This is a genomic window from Sphingomonas sp. GW821-FHT10F09 (genome assembly GCF_058809195.1).
On the sequence record NZ_JBXASI010000002.1, the window covers coordinates 308690 to 325422 of the forward strand.

A 16733-nucleotide genomic window follows, 5' to 3' on the forward strand; every position below is an offset into this window, starting at 1 on the left:
TTTAACCGATACCCCCTTAGATAAGGCGTGTGCACATTTTCGGATGGCGTACGCTTTTCTCCCTTAAAGAGCGGGTTCGCTCTTCCCCTTCAAAGGGCCGCCTCATCCGCGGCCCTTTTCTTTTGGCCGCCATGGGTCTAGCGCCGCGCGGATCATGACCACCAAACCCCTGGCCGTCGTGCTCGTCTCCGGCGGGCTCGATTCGATGATCTCCGCCGCCAGCGCGCGCGAGGCGGGCTATCGCCTGCTTGCCCTGTCGGTCGACTATAACCAGCGCCATCGCGTCGAACTCGCCGCGGCCCGGCGGGTCGCCAACACGCTGGGCGCCGAGCGCCATATCGTCCTGCCGCTCGACCTGTCGGCGTTCGGCGGATCGGCGCTGACCGACGATATCGCGGTGCCGAAGGACGGCGTCGGCACCGAGGACGGCGGCGGCATTCCCGTCACCTACGTGCCCGCGCGCAACACCATCTTCCTCAGCCTCGCGCTCGGCTGGGCCGAGGCGGCGGGCGCACGCGACCTGTTCATCGGCGTCAACGCGCTCGATTATTCGGGCTATCCCGACTGCCGCCCCGAATTCATCAGCGCCTTCGAGGGGCTGGCGGAGATCGCCACCAAGGCCGGGGTCGAGGGCGAGCCGTTCAAGATCCATGCGCCGCTGCAGCATATGACCAAGGCGGATATCGTCCGCGAGGGCACGCGGCTGGGCGTCGACATGGGGATCAGCTGGTCGTGCTACGATCCGGCGCCGGGCAGCCTGCATTGCGGCACCTGCGACAGCTGCCGGTTGCGATCCAAGGGCTTCCAGGAGGCCGGTATTCCGGACCCGACGGTCTACGCCGTCCAGCCGTGATCCGATGAGCTACGCGATCAAGGAGATGTTCCTCACCCTGCAGGGCGAGGGCGTGAACGCCGGACGGCGCGCGGTGTTCGTTCGCTTCGCCGGCTGCAACCTGTGGAGCGGACGCGAACAGGACCGCAGCACGGCGGTCTGCCGCTTCTGCGACACCGATTTCGTCGGTACCGACGGGCTGGGCGGCGGCAAGTTCGCCGATGCCGCGGCGCTGGTCGCGGCGGTCGCGGACTTCTGGGGCGCGGGGGCGAACGAGCGGTTCGTCGTGCTGACCGGGGGCGAACCGATGCTGCAGATCGACGATGCGCTGGTCGATGCGCTGCATGCCGCGGGGTTCCGCATCGCGGTCGAAACCAATGGCACGCTGCCCGCGCATCCCGGCATCGACTGGATCTGCGTCAGCCCCAAGGCGGGCAGCGTCGTCGTGCAGCGATCGGGCGACGAACTGAAGCTGGTCTGGCCGCAGGCCGGCACCGATATCGACGAGGTCGAGCGCTGGGACTTCGCCCATCGCCTGCTCCAGCCGATGGACGATGCGCGGGGGGCGGCGAACGTCGAGGCGGCGATCGCGGTGGTAATGGCGCGGCCGCACTGGCGGCTGTCGCTCCAGACGCACAAATATCTGGGGCTGCGGTAGCAAGAGATGCGCCCCGGTACGGGGACGTCGCGGGGAGGGGGCTTCCATGAGCGGTTCGCATGTGGAAGCCCCTCCGTCACCGCATGCGCGGTGCCTCCTCCCCGTGCCGGGGAGGAGCAAAGCGTCAGCGCAGCGCGGTTTCGGTGCCTGCGGGCTTCACGGTCGTCGCGACCGCGGTCACGCTGGCCGGCGGCCAGGCGAACACGCCGCATTTCTTGACCACCCATTCGCCCTTCTTGTTCCAGCAGATCGGATCGAAGCGCGGCTTGGAGGCATAGTCGCGGCCGAGATAGCGCTGGAAATGTTGCTCGCCGTAGGGCGTCAGGCTGTTGCGCAGCTCGCGGATGCGCGCCATGGCGAGGTCGCCGAAGCTGCCGCGGGGCACGAAGGTCGCATCGCGGCCGATCTCGCTCGCGGTCTGGCAGAAGCCGAACTGCGCGGCGACGGTGGCATAGCCCGAATAGGTGCGCGTGCCGAATTGGTCGAGCGCCGACTGGCCCTCCTTGGGTGTCTTGCCGGTGCGCTTGAAATATTTGGTCAGCGTGTCGAATGAGCCCTTCAGCTCCGCCTCATGGTCCTTCAGCACCGCATTGTAGTTGTTGACGGTGAGCAGCGTCGGTTCGAACTGACATTGCAACGCCGCGACGTTGAGCGCGGCGCGCATGCTCCACGCCATCGCCGCGCGCAGCTCGGTCTCGCTGGCGCCGGGCAGGGGCTGGCCGAGCCCGTCCTCATGCCCCTTCACCGCCTCGCCACGGAAATCGTGCGAGCGCAGGAAGAACTGGGCCGAGGCAGGCGTCGCCACCGCCATCAGGCCGATCGCCGCGCCGCCAAGCGCCAGCGCGGTACGCAACAGGGTCATTTCCAACTTCCTCCCGAACGGGCATTTATCGGGCGATTCTAGATGGTTTTGAGGGCCGACCCAATCCCCGATTCACCATGACCCGATAAAAAGCGACGAACCGCGCCAAGACGTTGGAACCAAAAGAAAAGGCCGCCCGGTTGCCCGGACGGCCGTTTCACCACCGTAATAACCCGGAGGGGCTATTACATCGCGTTGGTGGTCATCGTGTCGTTCGACATCATGGTGTCGTTCGACATCATCGTGTCGTTGGCCATCATGCCGCCGTTCATGCTGCCGTCGACGGCAGTCATGTTGTCGCTCATGGTGCCCATGTCGTCAGTGGCGTTCATGTCGGTGACCATCGTGTTGTCGGTGGCCGTTTCGGTCTTCGGACCACAAGCCGACACGGCGAGGGCGGCGCCGGCGATCAGCGAGCCGGTCAGGACCTTGGAGATGAGTGCACGCATTGGAAGCTCCCTAGATAGAGATTTGGACGGCTTGCTGGCCCTTTAATACCCAAATCACAGTGGACATTAATCGCATAACGTCCCGCCCTCAAGCCTCGTTTTCCAATCCCGGCCCTTCGGCAGTGCAGGAAAGCGACGAGAGGAAGGCCGGAGCAGTCAACGCAAGCGCATCGTCAAAGGTTGCGAGCGCGGGATTTCGGCCGAGCGCGGCGAGGCTCGTGACCGGATATTCGGCCAATCCGCACGGAACTATGCCGTTGAAATGGTTGAGGTCCGGCGCGACGTTCACCGCCATGCCGTGCAGGGTGATCCAGCGTCGCACGCGCACGCCGATCGCGCCGATCTTCGCTTCCGGGCCGCCGTCGCGGGTCCAGATGCCGACCCGGCCCTCCGCCCGGAATGCTGCAACGCCATATTCCGCCAGCGCGGCGATCGCCCAGCCCTCGACGGCGTGGACGAAGCAGCGGACGTCGCGGCCGCGGGTGTTCAGGTCGAGCACCATGTAGACGATGCGCTGCCCCGGCCCGTGATAGGTGTGCTTGCCCCCGCGTCCGGTGGCGACGACCGGAAAGCGCGGGTCGATCAGGTCGGCGTCGGAGGCGCTGGTGCCCGCGGTGTAGATCGGCGGATGTTCGAGCAGCCAGATCAGCTCGCGCGCCTCGCCCGCCAGCACCGCCGCGGCGCGTGCCTCCATCGTCGCCAGCGCCGCGTCATAGGGCGTCAGCCCCGGCGATACCCGCCATTCGATCCCGTCCACGTCCGTCATCGCCGCCATGTGAGCGAGCCGGGGCGGGGTTGCAAGGCGGGCGCCACCGATGGCCCCCGCTTATGGCCCATGCTCATGGATGGCCAAGCCGCGGTGCTTGGGCTAACCGGGCGCACGTACGGCAATCGGGGTGCCAGATGGTCAAGATGGGCAATGTGTGGGATCGCACCATGGAGGTGCTGAACGGGCGCGGCGGCATGCTCGCCGGCATCGCGGTGCTGACCCTGTTCGTGCCGGGGACGATCTCCGCCGCGTATGCCGCCTATGCGACGCCGGGGACGGCGACCGCGGCGATCGGCGCGCTGCTGGCGCTGGCGACGTCGGTCGCGGCGCTGTGGGGCCAGCTGTACGTCATCGCCGCCGCTAGCGACCCCGCCACCGATCGCGCGACCGCGCGGCGCGGCGCCAACGGCCGGTTGCTGCCGGCGCTGCTGCTCGCGCTGGCGCTGGTCGCGATCATGCTGGTCGCGCTGCTGCCCGCGGTCGCGCTGCTGGCGATGGCGGGTTTCGACTTCGCCGCACTGTCGCAGGGTGCGAAACAGGGGACGGTGGCGCCGGGGCCGGCGCTGTTCGCCTCGCTCTATGTGATCGTCGTCCTGATCGTCATGCTGTTCGCCGGCGCGCGCCTGCTGCCGCTCTATGCGGTGGTGCTGCACGAGCGGCTCGGCCTCGGCGCAATCGCGCGGAGCTGGCGACTGACCCGGCGGCATACGTGGCGGCTGGTCGGCGTGGTCCTGCTGTTCCTGATCGTGCTGATGATCGCGACCAGCGCGGCGCAGTCGGTCGGTGGCCTCGTCTTCCGCATCATCCTCGGCGCCGATGCGCGCGCCACCGTCACCTTCGTCGCGGCGGTGATCGCGCAGGCGGTGTCGACCGCGCTGACGCTGATCGCCATCGTCTTCTCGGCGCAATTGTACGTTGCGCTGGTCGCGCGCGAACGGCTGGTGCGCGAGCGCGCGGCGCAGGGGGCGGTTCCGGCGTGAAGGTCACGCTCGCCGCCTTGCTCAGCGATGCCTGGGCGCTGTTCCGCCGCGACGCCGACCTGCTGCTGCGCGTCGCCGGCATCTTCGTCTTCGTACCGACCTATGCGCTGCTGCTGCTCGTCGGGCCGTTGCCGCTGCCCGATGCCAAGATCGTCGACACGCAGGCGCGGGCGCAGGCGTGGATGACCGCGCTGGACAGTTGGGTGGGGGATTACGGGCTGGGGTCGGTCGCCGCCTATGTGATCACCTATTTCGGGCTGGCTGTGGTCTATTGCCTGTTTCTCGACGCCGGGCGGCCCACCGTCGCGGCGGCGGTGCAGCAGGCGGCGCGGCGCTTCCCGCGCTTCATCCTCGCGATGGTCGTCGTGTCGATCCCGGCGGGTGCGGGCATGTACATCCTGCTGCTGCCGGGCCTGTGGCTGATGAGCCGGTTCATGCTGGCCGGGCCGTTGCTGTTCGCGCAGCCGCAGCTCGGCGCGATGCAGGCGGTCGGCCGGTCGTGGCGGATGACGCGGCCGGCCCAGCTGTCGCTGCTCGGCGCGATCGTCACCGTCTATCTCGCCGCGATCCTCGCGGGCCAGCCGTTCATGCTGCTGTCGCGCTGGCTGGGCGGCGAGGGTGGCGGCAATCCGTTCGGCGTCGCGCTGGTCGAGGCGATGGCGGCGGGCGTCGCGACGCTCACCCAATTGGCCGGCGCGCTGATCGCGATCACGGGCTACCGCCGGCTGTCCGCCCCCACCAGATAGGGCACGTGCGCGCCCGCCTCGACGGGGAGCAGCCCCAGCGCGCGCGGATCGGGAAAGGTCTCGATCGTCCGCCGCACCGCGACGAATCCCTGCGCACGGTAGAAACCGAGCGCCGACGGATGGTCGAGCGTGCAGGTGTGGACCCAGACGCGGGTGACGCCCGGCACCCAGGCGCGCGCCATCGCCTCCGCCATCAGCCAGCGGCCATGGCCCTTGCCCGCCAGTTCCGGCACCAGCCCGACATAGGAGAGTTCGCAGGCGCCGGCATGGCGCAGGTCGAGTTCGAGCAGGCCGATCTCGATCCCCGCCCGGTCGAGTACGGCATGGACCTGCACCCCCGGATCGTGGACGATCGCGGTCAGCGCGGCATCGTCCATCGCCAGCCGCGAATACCAGAGCCACGGTCCGCCGACCCGTCGGAACAGCGCCCGGTATTTCGCCGGATCGGGCCGTTCCCAGCGCACCAGCCGCAACGGCGAGGCTGGCATGGGGCGCAGCGGCGGGCGCCGCGTCATCTCCAGCGTGGTGACGATCGTCGCCAGCTCGCCCGGATCGACCGGGATCAGCGCCACCGCGTCATTCCCACGTCGCCAGCGGCGGCAGGCTCATCAGGATCGCATCGATATTGCCGCCGGTCTTCAGCCCGAACAGCGTACCGCGGTCGTAGACGAGATTGAATTCGGCATAGCGCCCGCGCCAGTTGCGCATCGCCGCCACGTCCGCCGCGTCGAAGGCGTCGTGCATCCGCCGCCGCACGATCCGCGGATAGACGTCGAGGAACGCCTCTCCCACCGCGCGGGTGAAGGCGAAATTGGCGTCGAAATCGCCCTCCAGATGGTCGTAGAAGATGCCGCCGACGCCGCGATGGACCTTGCGGTGCGGGATGTAGAAATACTCGTCCGCCCATGTTTTGAAGCGCGGATGATAGGCCGGATCGTGCGCGTCGCATGCCGCCTGCAGCGTAGCGTGAAAGTCCGCGGTATCCTCCGCCACCGGCAGCGGCGGGTTGAGGTCGGCACCGCCGCCGAACCAGCGCTTCGTGGTGACGAGGAAGCGGGTGTTCATATGCACCGCGGGGACGTGCGGATTGGCCATGTGCGCGACGAGGCTGATGCCGGTGGCGAAGAAGCGCGGGTCGTCGCCGGCGCCATGGATGGTCTTGCCGAATTCGCCGTCGAGCAGGCCGCCGACGGTCGAGACGTTGACCCCGACCTTTTCGAACACCTTGCCCTTCATCACCCCGCGCACGCCGCCACCGCCCGGGGCGCCCGCCGGATCGGTGCGGTCCCAAGCGAGATAGTCGAAGGCGGCATCCGACCCCGCCTCGCGCTCGATCGCCTCGAACGCGGCGCAGATGCGGGTGCGCAGCGATTCGAACCAGGTGCGGGCGGCGGTCTGTTCGGCGTCGAGGGTCAGCATGGCGGTGCTTTAGCCAGTCCGGCGCGGGGAAGTCGAGCGCTGGCCAATCGCGCGGGGGGCTGGCAAGCCGCCGCGATGAGTCGATCGCGCGCATCCCTGTCCCGCCGCCTGTTCCGGGGCCTGCGCGTCGCCGCGGTCAGTTCCGCCTTCGTCTGCGCGTTCGTCGCGGCGGCGGGCTATTTCGATACCGATCCGGTCCATGTCTATCCGGCGGTGCCGCCGGCCGCGGACGTCGCGGTGGTCAACGTCTCGGGCGACATGGGGCTGCGTTTCCTGCTCGGCGCCTCGACCTCGCGCGGGCTGACCGAACATCATCTGCCGGTCGTCGGCATCGCCTCGCCCGCCGTCTTCCGCCAGCGGCGGACGCGGGCGGAGGTGGATGCGTTCATGGCGGACGTGATCCGTACCGCGCTGGCGCGAACCGGCAAGCCGCGGGTCGTGGTGATGGGCCAGTCCTATGGCGCCGATATCGTCCAGACCGGCCTTGCGCGTCTGCCCCCCGAGCTGCGGCCGAAGGTCGCGGCGATCATCCTCGTCCTGCCCGGCGATTCGGTCTGGTTCCGTGCCGACCCGACCGGCTGGGCCTATCGCGGCACGCCCGACAGCGTCGGCGTCGCCACCGCGGACACGCTGACCTGGGCGCCGCTCACCTGCATCTACGGCGTCGAGGAGGAGGACAGCCTGTGCCCCCTGCTGCGGGTGCCGGGGGCGCGGATCGTCGGCATGCCCGGGGGGCATAACATCCGCCACGACGAAGCCGGGTTGCTGCGCCACGTGCTGGCGGCGATCCGGGGTGTTTGAGATTTTGGTGGTCACGCGAGGGTGCTGGGAGAAAGAAGAAGGGGGGTCGCGCGGAGACGCGGAGACGCGGAGGGTCGTGGGCGGCGCAGCCTTTCGAACCTCATCCATGGGTAAGTCGGCGGCGCTCGCGGATGCCGTTTCCCAGAGCGCACCCCCTCCGCGTCTCCGCGTCTCCGCGCGAACCCCCTTGTTTCTAAGCGCGGTCGCGTGACGATCCGGGCCAGCCGCCCGTTTGCCGCAACGCCTCCGCCGCCACGATCGCGGCGGATACCGACAGGTTGAGCGAGCGCAGCGGCGGCGCCATCGGGATCACCACCCGCGCATCGGCGCGCGCATGGACCGCATCCGGTACGCCCGCGCTCTCGCGGCCGAACAGCAGGACGTCGTCGGCGCAGAAGGCGAAATCGTGTAGCGGCGTCGCCCCGCGCGTGGTCAGCAGGACCAGCCGGCCCGTCGCCTGCCCGGCGAAGGCGTCCCAGTCGGTGTGGCGGGTCAGCGCGACATGGTCGATATAGTCCATCGCCGCCCGGGCGACGCGCTTGTCGTCCCACTGGAACCCCATCGGCTCGATCAGGTCCAGCGCGATGCCGAGGCAGGCGCAGGTGCGCATCACGGCACCGACATTGCCGGCGATATCGGGTTGATAGAGCGCGATGCGGAGGGCGGTCGTCATGGCCCGCGTCCTAGCGCCGTGGCGGCCTGCGGTAAAATGCTGTTGGCAAAGCGATGGCGTGCCGTCTATCAGGCCAGCAGCCCGCCGTGGGGATGGTAGGGCTCGGTGGGCGCTGAAATCCCGACTCCTCACGGCGGTGAGGCGTTCCTCCGCGATAAAAAAGGTTAGGGCAGAGACGAATGGCGACTGACAGCATGGTTCCTCCCGGTGAATCGCCGGAGCCGTTCCACGAGGAAGTCCACGATCCCCGCCGCCGCGATTTCATCAATATCGCCGCCGTGTCCTTTGCCGGTGTCGGCGTGCTCGCGATCGTGCTGCCGCTCGTCAACCAGATGAACCCGTCGGCCGACGTGCTCGCGCAGTCGACGACCGAGGTCGATCTCTCCAAGATTCAGCCGGGACAGGCGATCAAGTCGCAGTTCCGCAAGCAGCCGCTGTTCGTACGCAACCTGACGCCCGCGGAAATCACCGAGGCGAACGCGGTCGACGTCGCCTCGCTGCGCGATCCCCAGACGCTCGCCGACCGGACCAAGCCGGGCAAGGAGAACTGGCTCATCACACTGGGCGTCTGCACCCATCTCGGCTGCGTGCCGCTGGGCGCGGGCGAGGGCGAGAACAAGGGTCCGTTCGGCGGCTATTTCTGCCCGTGCCACGGCTCGGCCTACGACACCGCGGCGCGCATCCGCCAGGGTCCGGCGCCCAAGAACCTGGTCGTTCCGGATTACACGTTCAATTCCGACACCGTCGTGACGGTGGGTTGAGGTAGCAGCAGATGAGCTTTCCCTGGGCCAAGCACTACGAGCCGAAACAACCGCTGATGCGGTGGCTCGACGAGAAGCTGCCACTGCCGCGCCTCGTCTATAACGCGGTCGGCGCGGGCTATCCCGTGCCGCGCAACCTCAACTATTTCTGGAACTTCGGCGTCCTCGCCGGCGCCGCGCTCGCGATCCAGATCATCACCGGCGTCGTGCTGGCGATGCATTACGCCGCCAATGCGGGCGTCGCCTTCGGTTCGGTCGAGAGCATCATGCGCGACGTCAACGCCGGCTGGTTCCTGCGTTATGCGCACGCCAACGGCGCGTCGATGTTCCTGCTCGTCGTCTACATCCACATCGGCCGCGGCCTCTATTACGGCTCGTACAAGGCGCCGCGCGAGATGGTGTGGCTGCTGGGCGTCGTCATCTTCCTGCTGATGATGGCCACCGCGTTCATGGGCTATGTGCTCCCCTGGGGGCAGATGAGCTTCTGGGGCGCGCAGGTCATCACCGGCTTCTTCTCGGCGATACCCCTGGTGGGCGAGACGATCCGCGTCTGGCTGCTCGGCGGCTTCGCACCGGACAACGCCGCGCTCAACCGCTTCTTCTCGCTGCATTACCTGCTGCCGTTCGTGATCGCGGGCGTCATCATCCTGCACATCTGGGCGCTGCACATTCCGGGGTCGAACAACCCGACCGGGGTCGAGGTGAAGGGCGAACAGGACACCGTCCCGTTCCACCCCTATTACACCGCCAAGGACGGCGTCGGCGTCGGCGTGTTCCTGCTGATCTTCGCGCTGCTGATCTTCTTCAGCCCGAACCTGCTCGGCCACCCGGACAATTACATCGAGGCGAACCCGCTCTCGACGCCCGCGCACATCGTGCCGGAATGGTATTTCCTGCCCTTCTACGCGATTCTCAAGAGCTTCACCGCGAACTTCATCCTCGATGCGAAGCTGTGGGGCGTGCTGGCGATGTTCGGCTCGATCCTGCTGCTGTTCTTCCTGCCGTGGCTCGACACGTCGCCGGTGCGTTCGGCGAACTATCGCCCCAAGTACCGCATCTTCCTCGGCATCCTGCTGATCGACGTGCTGGTGCTGGGCTATGTCGGCGGGGCGGAGGCGAATGCGCGCAACGTCATCATGGGTCAGATCGCATCGGCCTATTATTTCGCGCACTTCCTCATCATCCTGCCGTGGGTCGCCCGCTCGGAGCGTCCGCGCCCGCTGCCGAACTCGATCACCGAAGCGGTGCTGGCGAAGCAGGGCGGCACCAGCGTCACGCACAGCGCCGCGCAAGCCTGAACCGACTGGGGACCTCAGACCATCATGCCTCGCATCATATCATCCCTGGTCGGCGCAGCCTTCATCTTCGTGCTGGCGCTCGCGCTGTTCGGCACGATCAAGACCGCGATCCAGGAACCCGCCGCCGAAAGCGCCGAGCACGTCTTTCATCTGCATCCCGAGGATATCGGGCTGTCGTCGAACGGCTTCTTCGGCAAGTATGACAACCAGCAGCTGCAGCGCGGTCTTCAGGTCTACAAGGAGGTCTGCTCGGCCTGCCACAGCCTGAAGTACGTGGCGTTCCGCGACCTCACCAAGATCGGCTATTCGGAGGCCGAGGTGAAGGCGATCGCCAACCAGTGGGTGATCGAGCAGCCGGGCATCAACCCGGAAACCGGCGAGGCCGCGACGCGGAAGAACGTGCCGAGCGACCACTTCCCGTCGCCCTTCGCGAACGAGGTCGCCGCGCGTGCCGCCAACAACAACGCGCTGCCGCCCGACCTGTCGCTGATGGCGAAGGCGCGCCACGACGGCTCCAACTACATCCACGCGCTGCTGACCGGCTATCGTGCGCAGCCGGCGGCGCTCATCAAGGAATTTCCGGGCTCGAAGACGCCCGAGGGGCTCCACTACAACCCGTATTTCGCCAACCTCAACATCGCGATGCCGCCGCCGATCACCTCGGACGGGCAGGTGACCTATTCGGACGGGACGAAGGCGACCAAGGACCAGATGGCACGCGACGTGTCGGCGTTCCTGACCTGGACCGCCGAACCCAACCTCAACACCCGCCACGCTGCCGGTGTCGCGGTCGCGATCTTCCTGCTGATCTTCTGCTTCCTCGCATGGGGCGCCTATCAGAACGTCTGGCGCGACGTGAAGCATTGATCGCTGCGCCTGCGGGCGCGGACGACATGAACGGAACGGCGGTCGGAGGATGCTCCGGCCGCCGTTTTTCTATGGGCGATAGTGCCGCTCATGCGGCCGTGCGGAGGGGAGCGTACGGTTGACCGCGGCCATCCGCGGCATCACAGCAACCGCCATGAACGACGACCTCAAGGCGCTGGTCCGCACCATCCCGGACTTTCCCCGGCCCGGCATCCAGTTCCGCGACATCACGACCCTGCTGCTCGACCCCGCCGGCTTCGCCGCGACGGTCGCGCGGATGGTGAAGGCCACCGTCGGCCCGATCGATCTCGTCGCGGGGATCGAGGCGCGCGGGTTCCTGTTCGCCGCCGCTCTGGCAGTACCGTTGCAGGCGGGCGTGCTGCTGATCCGCAAGGACGGCAAGCTGCCGGGCGCGACGATCGCGGAGGATTATGCGCTCGAATACGGTCAGGACCGCATCGCCATGCACGCCGATGCGCTCGTCCCCGGGCAGCGCGTGCTGCTGGTCGACGACCTGATCGCGACCGGCGGCACCGCGCGTGCGGCGATCCGCCTGCTCCGCAAGGCGGGGGCGGCGATCGAGCAGTTCCAGTGCGTCATCGACCTGCCCGACCTCGGCGGGGCGGACGCGCTGCGGGCGGACGGAGTCCGCGTCGATGCGCTGATCCGCTTCGGTGGTCATTAACCGTTCAGCCGGAACTTGCGACGATCCGCCCTCGTTGAACGACGATCGGCGCGTATTGGCCTCAATGCTCGCGCCCCTCGATGACGGGAGAGCATCTCATGTTCCTCAAGCGTATCGCCCTGTTGGGCGTCATCCTCGGCGCCGGGCTCGGCACGGCGGCCTGTACCGACGGCTATGGCTATAGCGGCGTCGCGGTCGGCTACGGCAATGGCGGCTATTATGGCGACGGCTATGGCTATGCCGATCCGTACTATGGCGGCGGCTACGGTTATGGGGCGGGGTCGAGCTATTTCGGCTGGTACGGCGATTATTATTATCCGGGCACCGGCATCTACGTCTACGACCAGTATCGCCGCCCCTACCGCTGGAACGACGGCCAGCGCCGCTATTGGGAAGGACGCCGCAACGGCTGGCGTGGCGACCGCAACTTCCGCAACGACTGGAACGGGTTTGATCGCAACAACAACCAGTGGCGCGGCAATCGTGGCGATGGCCAGTGGCGCGGCGACCGCGGGCAGGGTTATCGCGGGGACGGCATTCGCGGTGATGGCATTCGTGGCGACGGCAACCGCGGCGATCGCGGCAACTGGCGCGGCAATCGCCAGAACTTCTCCGGTCAGCCCGGCGGCACCCCGCGGACGGTGACGCCGCAAGCGGTACCTGGTGGCGGGCAGCGCACATGGGGCGGCAATCGTGGTGCTGGTGGCAACCGGAGCTGGGGTGGCAACCGCGGCGGCGGTCCGCGCGGCAACGGCGACCGCGGTCGCCGCTGATCCACGGTGGCGGCGGGAGGCCTGGGTTCTTGCGCGGAGGTGCGAGGGGACGACGAAGCAAGTGAGGGGGTTCGCGCGGAGGCGCGGAGACGCGGAGGTGTCCCGGGCGGCGCAGCCTTTCGAACCTCATTCAGGGGGTGAGTCGGCGGTGCTTGGGAGTGCCGTCACCCCGCACGCAACCCCTCCGCGTTTCCGCGTCTCCGCGTGAACCTCCTTCTTCCTGCCCTTCACGCCTCCACACACCATCCGCGTGGGGAGGCAATCGGACCGGCCTAACGGTCCCGGGTTTTGACCAGACCGTTCGACACGAAGGTCATCACCATCACGTCGTTCTGGTTGAAAACCGCCATGCGGCTCTTGAAGATGCCCATTTCGGGCCGGCTGGCGGAGCGGCGCTTTTCGAGGACCTCGCTTTCGCAGCGCAGCCGATCGCCCGGATAGACCGGCGTCAGCCAGCGCAGTTCGTCGATCCCCGGCGATCCCAGCCCCGCCTGCGCGTTCGCCTTCAGATGCGCGACCAGCATCGCCATCGTCATCGCGCAGGTATGCCAGCCGCTTGCCGACAGCCGGCCGAAATGCGTCTGCGCGGCGGCTTCGTCGGAGAGATGGAACGGCTGCGGGTCGTATTTCTCGGCAAAGGCGATCACCTCCTCGCGGGTGACCGCATAGTCGCCGAAGCTTGCCTTCGTCCCGACTTCGATGTCCTCGAAATATTGCATCGCCGACTCTCCTATCGTTTCAGCACCTGCCTAAACGGTGCATCGTCGCCGTCCAGTCCCGCAGGGGCGGGCAGGCCGAGCAGGTCGCGCAATAGCGGGTTGATGGCGGTATTGTCGAAGCCCGCCAGCCGTCGGCCGCCGACGAAGGCGGGGCCGTTGGCGAGGAACAGCGCGGCCATGTCGGGCGCGCGATTATCGTAGCCGTGCGCGCCGCCGTGGAAGGCGTCGGCGGTCGCGGTCTTGAGGATCAGCCAGCCCGGTTCGGCGAGGCAGACATAGGGCGGGATGCGCGGATTGGTGCCGTAGCGGAAGCGCGCCGGCACCGCCTCCTTGCGCCAGCAGGTCATGTGCGCGTGCGGCTTGAGCAATGCCGCCTCCAGCGCCGCGGCGCGACCGGCGACGGGGAACAGGGTCGCATAGGGGCCGCTTTCGAGCAGGCGATAATCGGCCGGATCGGCGACCCGGTCGAGCGGGATCGTGCGCGCGCCGTCGGTCGCGGCCATGCCGTGATCGGCGACGATGACCAGATTGGCCGGCTGGCGCAGATCGCGCAGGCCCTGCACCAGCCGGCCGATCTGCACGTCGACATCGGCGACCGCCTGGGTCGTCGCCGGCGCCTGCGGGCCGTTGGCGTGGCCGGCGCTGTCGACCGTATCGAAATAGAGCGTCACGAAGCGCGGGCGCATCGCCGCCGGGCGACGCATCCAGTCGATCACTGCATCGACCCGCTGCGCGCCGGTCACCGCCTGGTTGAACTGCTGCCAGTCCTCCGGCCGGGTCGCGTTGGCGATCGCGCCATGGCTGTCGGGGATGATCGTGCCGCCCCAGCCGACGTTGGCGCCGGGCCAGAACATCGTCGCGGTGCGCACGCCCGCTTTCTCGGCGGTCACCCAGATCGGCTCGGCGGCGTTCCACCAGAAGGGATCGTCGCTTGCCATCGTGAAGACCTCGCCGGGGCGCGCCGGGTCCTCCATCCGGTTGCCGACGATGCCGTGGTGGTCGGGGACCTTGCCGGTCACCAGCGTCCAGTGATTGGGGAAGGTGACCGAGGGGAAGGACGGCCGCATCGCCGCGGTGACGCCGCCCGCCGCGAGGGCCGACAGGTTGGGGGTCACCCCGCGGTCGAGATAGTCGGGCCGGAAGCCGTCGATCGAGACGAGGATCGTCACCGGTGCCCCCGTCGTCCGCGGCATCGGTGCCGGCGGCAGCGCGGCGCCCGACGCGGGCGGGGCCAGCTGCGTCACCGGCGACAGCGCCGGCGGCGTATAGGGCAGCGCGCATGCGGCCAGCGACAGGGCCGAGAAAGCGAGGGGAATCAGTCTCACGAGGCGATCATCCCGAACGTGGAGGGCACGACGGCCTTACGCGGGACGAGGGGGGCGCCACAAGGCGGCGGTGGGGTCGGAGTTTCCGTTACCCCGGGGGCCGGTCGGTCGTCATGGCTCCCCTCCCTTGCGAGGAGGGGAGGAAGGCGATGTCAGGCGGGGATAGCCGCCGAACCCGTCATACGTTGAAGCGGAACAGCATCACGTCGCCGTCGTGGACGACATATTCCTTGCCCTCCTGGCGCAGCTTGCCCGTCTCGCGCGCGCCGGCTTCGCCCTTGCAGGCGACGTAATCGTCGAAGGCGATGGTTTCGGCGCGGATGAAGCCGCGTTCGAAATCGGTGTGAATCTCACCCGCCGCATTGGGCGCCTTGGCCCCGGCATGGACGGTCCAGGCGCGCGCTTCCTTCGGACCGACGGTGAAGAAGGTCAGCAGCTGCAGCAATTTGTAGCCGGCGGTGATGACGCGGGCGAGGCCGGTTTCCTCCAGCCCCAGCTCGGCGAGGAATTCGCCGCGATCCTCGGGCGCCATCGTCGCGATCTCCGCCTCGATCGCGGCGGAGACGACGACCGCCTCGGCGCCCTCCGCCTTCGCCTTGTCGAAGACGCGCGCCGACAGCGCATTGCCGTTCGCCGCATCGCCCTCGTCGACGTTGCAGACATAGAGCACCGGCTTGGCGGTGATGAGTTGCGCTGAGGCGAAGACGCGCGCTTCCTCGGCATCACGCGGCTGGGTCAGCCGCGCCGGCTTGCCCTCGCGCAGCAGCTCGAGCGCCTGTCCCAGCACGGCTGCGCCGATCTTGGCCTCCTTATCGCCCTGCTGGCCCTTCTTGACGAGGTTGGGCACGCGCTTTTCTAGGCTTTCGAGGTCGGAGAGCATCAGCTCGGTCTCGACCGTCTCGGCATCGGCGATCGGATCGACCTTGCCCTCGACATGTGTCACGTCGCCATCGGTGAAGCAGCGGAGGACGTGGACGATCGCGTCCACCTCGCGGATGTTGCCGAGGAACTGGTTGCCGAGCCCTTCGCCCTTCGACGCGCCGCGGACCAGCCCGGCGATATCGACGAAGGCGAGCTGGGTTTCGATGATTTTGGCCGATCCGGCGATCTCGGCGAGCTTGTAGAGGCGCGGATCGGGGACCGCGACGTTGCCGACGTTGGGCTCGATCGTGCAAAACGGATAATTGGCCGCCTGCGCCGCCGCCGTTTCGGTCAATGCGTTGAAGAGGGTGGACTTGCCGACGTTGGGCAGGCCCACGATGCCGCAGCGGAAACCCATGGGATACTCGCGTCTGAATAGGGAAAGCGCGCGCCTTACCGCCTGGACCGCCGCTTGACCAGTCGCGAGCGCGCGCGCCTCGGCCCGACGGCGAAAGCGATCGTCCCGTCGCGATACGGCCATCCCGGACATTTGATACCTGTACGCCGGATGAATGGATGCTAGCATCGCGGCCGGTCCTGGGGAGGACCGTGGCACGTTGTGCCGCGATGGGCGTGGAGAGAGCGCATGCGTCGTACCGGGTTGTGGGTCTGCGTGGCGATGGCCGGCGGCGGCGTGGCGCCGCCCGCGGCGGCGCAGGTGGTGCCCAACATGCCGTCCGCCGCGACGCCGCAGCCGCGTGCGCGGGCGCCGCTGCTTCAGCGGCTCGCACCCGGTACCACCGTCCAGAACAGCGCGCGGCTCGGCGGCAATCTGCGCCTGCGCGTCGCCGTCGGTGCCACCGGCGCGGGCGCGCGCGACCGGTTGCAGCAGCGGATCGCGAGCTCGATGATCGAATTCTATCCGGTCGGCGACAGCGGTTTCCACCTGTCGGCCGGGACGCGCCTGTACGACACGCGCGCCGGCGAGCAGGCGACCAACCGCGGCCTGATGGTCGCGCCGCGTCCGCTCAACGCGCCGGGCGGCAAGATCGGGCTGAAGCGTACCCCGGCGCTGACCATGGGCTATACCGGCAGCGCCGCGGACGGCACCAGCATCGGGCTGGAGGTCGGCGCGATGAAGGGCAGGGCGTACACCGACGCCAACGACATGGCGCGCCGCACCCGCGCCGAGCGGATCGGCGGCAATCCGGTCAATCCGATGATCAATCTGGTGGTCGGTCGTCGCTTCTGATCC

At 68.2% G+C, this 16733-nt stretch carries 20 protein-coding genes; 11 read left to right on the forward strand and 9 right to left on the reverse strand.

The window, feature by feature from the left end:
• The first annotated feature begins 154 nt into the window (after nt 1-154).
• Nucleotides 155-853 (forward strand): 7-cyano-7-deazaguanine synthase QueC, encoded by a 699-nt coding sequence (gene queC, locus AC1RTO_RS09500; protein WP_493160628.1) that lies wholly within the window; start codon nt 155-157, stop codon nt 851-853.
• Nucleotides 854-857: 4 nt separating this feature from the next.
• Nucleotides 858-1490, forward strand: a complete 633-nt coding sequence (queE, locus tag AC1RTO_RS09505; protein WP_493160629.1) for a 7-carboxy-7-deazaguanine synthase — start codon at nt 858-860, stop codon at nt 1488-1490.
• Nucleotides 1491-1614: 124 nt separating this feature from the next.
• Here the strand turns inward: queE and AC1RTO_RS09510 are convergent, their stop codons facing one another.
• The 3 genes from AC1RTO_RS09510 to lipB all read right to left on the reverse strand — a co-directional run bounded on the left by AC1RTO_RS09510 (nt 1615) and on the right by lipB (nt 3567).
• Nucleotides 1615-2352 (reverse strand): hypothetical protein, encoded by a 738-nt coding sequence (locus tag AC1RTO_RS09510; protein ID WP_493160630.1) that lies wholly within the window; start codon nt 2350-2352, stop codon nt 1615-1617.
• Nucleotides 2353-2537: 185 nt separating this feature from the next.
• Nucleotides 2538-2801 carry a hypothetical protein gene (locus AC1RTO_RS09515; protein ID WP_493160631.1) on the reverse strand — a complete coding sequence of 88 codons (264 nt, stop codon included), beginning with the start codon at nt 2799-2801 and terminating at the stop codon, nt 2538-2540.
• 88 nt (nt 2802-2889) lie between these two features.
• Nucleotides 2890-3567 carry a lipoyl(octanoyl) transferase LipB gene (gene lipB / locus AC1RTO_RS09520; RefSeq protein WP_493160632.1) on the reverse strand — a complete coding sequence of 226 codons (678 nt, stop codon included), beginning with the start codon at nt 3565-3567 and terminating at the stop codon, nt 2890-2892.
• 146 nt (nt 3568-3713) lie between these two features.
• Between lipB and AC1RTO_RS09525 the strand changes: the two genes are divergently transcribed.
• Together AC1RTO_RS09525 and AC1RTO_RS09530 are read left to right on the forward strand one after the other, a co-directional pair.
• Nucleotides 3714-4550 carry a DUF7847 domain-containing protein gene (locus AC1RTO_RS09525; protein WP_493160633.1) on the forward strand — a complete coding sequence of 279 codons (837 nt, stop codon included), beginning with the start codon at nt 3714-3716 and terminating at the stop codon, nt 4548-4550.
• A complete protein-coding gene (locus AC1RTO_RS09530; protein WP_493160634.1) occupies nt 4547-5296 on the forward strand; it encodes a hypothetical protein in 750 nt (249 codons plus the stop codon). The genes AC1RTO_RS09525 and AC1RTO_RS09530 overlap by 4 nt, the downstream gene beginning before the upstream one ends.
• Here the strand turns inward: AC1RTO_RS09530 and AC1RTO_RS09535 are convergent.
• Both AC1RTO_RS09535 and hemF read right to left on the reverse strand, forming a co-directional pair.
• Nucleotides 5266-5868 carry a GNAT family N-acetyltransferase gene (locus tag AC1RTO_RS09535; protein WP_493160635.1) on the reverse strand — a complete coding sequence of 201 codons (603 nt, stop codon included), beginning with the start codon at nt 5866-5868 and terminating at the stop codon, nt 5266-5268. The two genes, AC1RTO_RS09530 and AC1RTO_RS09535, sit on opposite strands and share 31 nt — an antisense overlap.
• A 4-nt stretch (nt 5869-5872) precedes the next feature.
• Nucleotides 5873-6715 carry an oxygen-dependent coproporphyrinogen oxidase gene (gene hemF, locus AC1RTO_RS09540; RefSeq protein ID WP_493160636.1) on the reverse strand — a complete coding sequence of 281 codons (843 nt, stop codon included), beginning with the start codon at nt 6713-6715 and terminating at the stop codon, nt 5873-5875.
• 75 nt (nt 6716-6790) lie between these two features.
• Here hemF and AC1RTO_RS09545 point away from each other — a divergent pair, with 75 nt between their 5' ends.
• On the forward strand, nt 6791-7516 hold the full coding sequence (locus AC1RTO_RS09545) for an AcvB/VirJ family lysyl-phosphatidylglycerol hydrolase (protein WP_493160637.1): 726 nt from the start codon (nt 6791-6793) through the stop codon (nt 7514-7516).
• A gap of 193 nt (nt 7517-7709) precedes the next feature.
• Here AC1RTO_RS09545 and AC1RTO_RS09550 read toward each other — a convergent pair whose 3' ends face one another.
• The gene (locus AC1RTO_RS09550) at nt 7710-8189 is read right to left on the reverse strand and encodes a tRNA (cytidine(34)-2'-O)-methyltransferase (protein ID WP_493160638.1); all 480 of its coding nucleotides are present in this window, start codon (nt 8187-8189) and stop codon (nt 7710-7712) included.
• Nucleotides 8190-8368: 179 nt separating this feature from the next.
• Here AC1RTO_RS09550 and petA point away from each other — a divergent pair, with 179 nt between their 5' ends.
• The 5 genes from petA (at nt 8369) to AC1RTO_RS09575 (ending at nt 12573) form a co-directional block, all read left to right on the forward strand.
• Nucleotides 8369-8950, forward strand: a complete 582-nt coding sequence (petA, locus tag AC1RTO_RS09555; protein WP_493160639.1) for a ubiquinol-cytochrome c reductase iron-sulfur subunit — start codon at nt 8369-8371, stop codon at nt 8948-8950.
• Nucleotides 8951-8961: 11 nt separating this feature from the next.
• Nucleotides 8962-10248, forward strand: a complete 1287-nt coding sequence (locus AC1RTO_RS09560; RefSeq protein ID WP_293876261.1) for a cytochrome b — start codon at nt 8962-8964, stop codon at nt 10246-10248.
• A 24-nt stretch (nt 10249-10272) separates the two neighbouring features.
• Nucleotides 10273-11115 carry a cytochrome c1 gene (locus tag AC1RTO_RS09565; protein ID WP_493160640.1) on the forward strand — a complete coding sequence of 281 codons (843 nt, stop codon included), beginning with the start codon at nt 10273-10275 and terminating at the stop codon, nt 11113-11115.
• 154 nt (nt 11116-11269) lie between these two features.
• Entirely contained in the window at nt 11270-11800 is a 531-nt protein-coding gene (locus tag AC1RTO_RS09570) for an adenine phosphoribosyltransferase (protein ID WP_493160641.1), read from the forward strand.
• 98 nt (nt 11801-11898) lie between these two features.
• The gene (locus AC1RTO_RS09575; protein ID WP_493160642.1) at nt 11899-12573 is read left to right on the forward strand and encodes a hypothetical protein; all 675 of its coding nucleotides are present in this window, start codon (nt 11899-11901) and stop codon (nt 12571-12573) included.
• A 272-nt stretch (nt 12574-12845) separates the two neighbouring features.
• Here AC1RTO_RS09575 and AC1RTO_RS09580 read toward each other — a convergent pair whose 3' ends face one another.
• The 3 genes from AC1RTO_RS09580 to ychF all read right to left on the reverse strand — a co-directional run bounded on the left by AC1RTO_RS09580 (nt 12846) and on the right by ychF (nt 15896).
• The gene (locus AC1RTO_RS09580; RefSeq protein ID WP_493160643.1) at nt 12846-13292 is read right to left on the reverse strand and encodes a MaoC family dehydratase; all 447 of its coding nucleotides are present in this window, start codon (nt 13290-13292) and stop codon (nt 12846-12848) included.
• Nucleotides 13293-13303: 11 nt separating this feature from the next.
• Nucleotides 13304-14617 carry an alkaline phosphatase family protein gene (locus AC1RTO_RS09585; protein ID WP_493160644.1) on the reverse strand — a complete coding sequence of 438 codons (1314 nt, stop codon included), beginning with the start codon at nt 14615-14617 and terminating at the stop codon, nt 13304-13306.
• A gap of 178 nt (nt 14618-14795) precedes the next feature.
• Nucleotides 14796-15896 carry a redox-regulated ATPase YchF gene (gene ychF, locus AC1RTO_RS09590; RefSeq protein ID WP_493160645.1) on the reverse strand — a complete coding sequence of 367 codons (1101 nt, stop codon included), beginning with the start codon at nt 15894-15896 and terminating at the stop codon, nt 14796-14798.
• A gap of 228 nt (nt 15897-16124) precedes the next feature.
• Here ychF and AC1RTO_RS09595 point away from each other — a divergent pair, with 228 nt between their 5' ends.
• A complete protein-coding gene (locus AC1RTO_RS09595) occupies nt 16125-16730 on the forward strand; it encodes a hypothetical protein (protein WP_493160646.1) in 606 nt (201 codons plus the stop codon).
• Nucleotides 16731-16733: the final 3 nt, after the last annotated feature.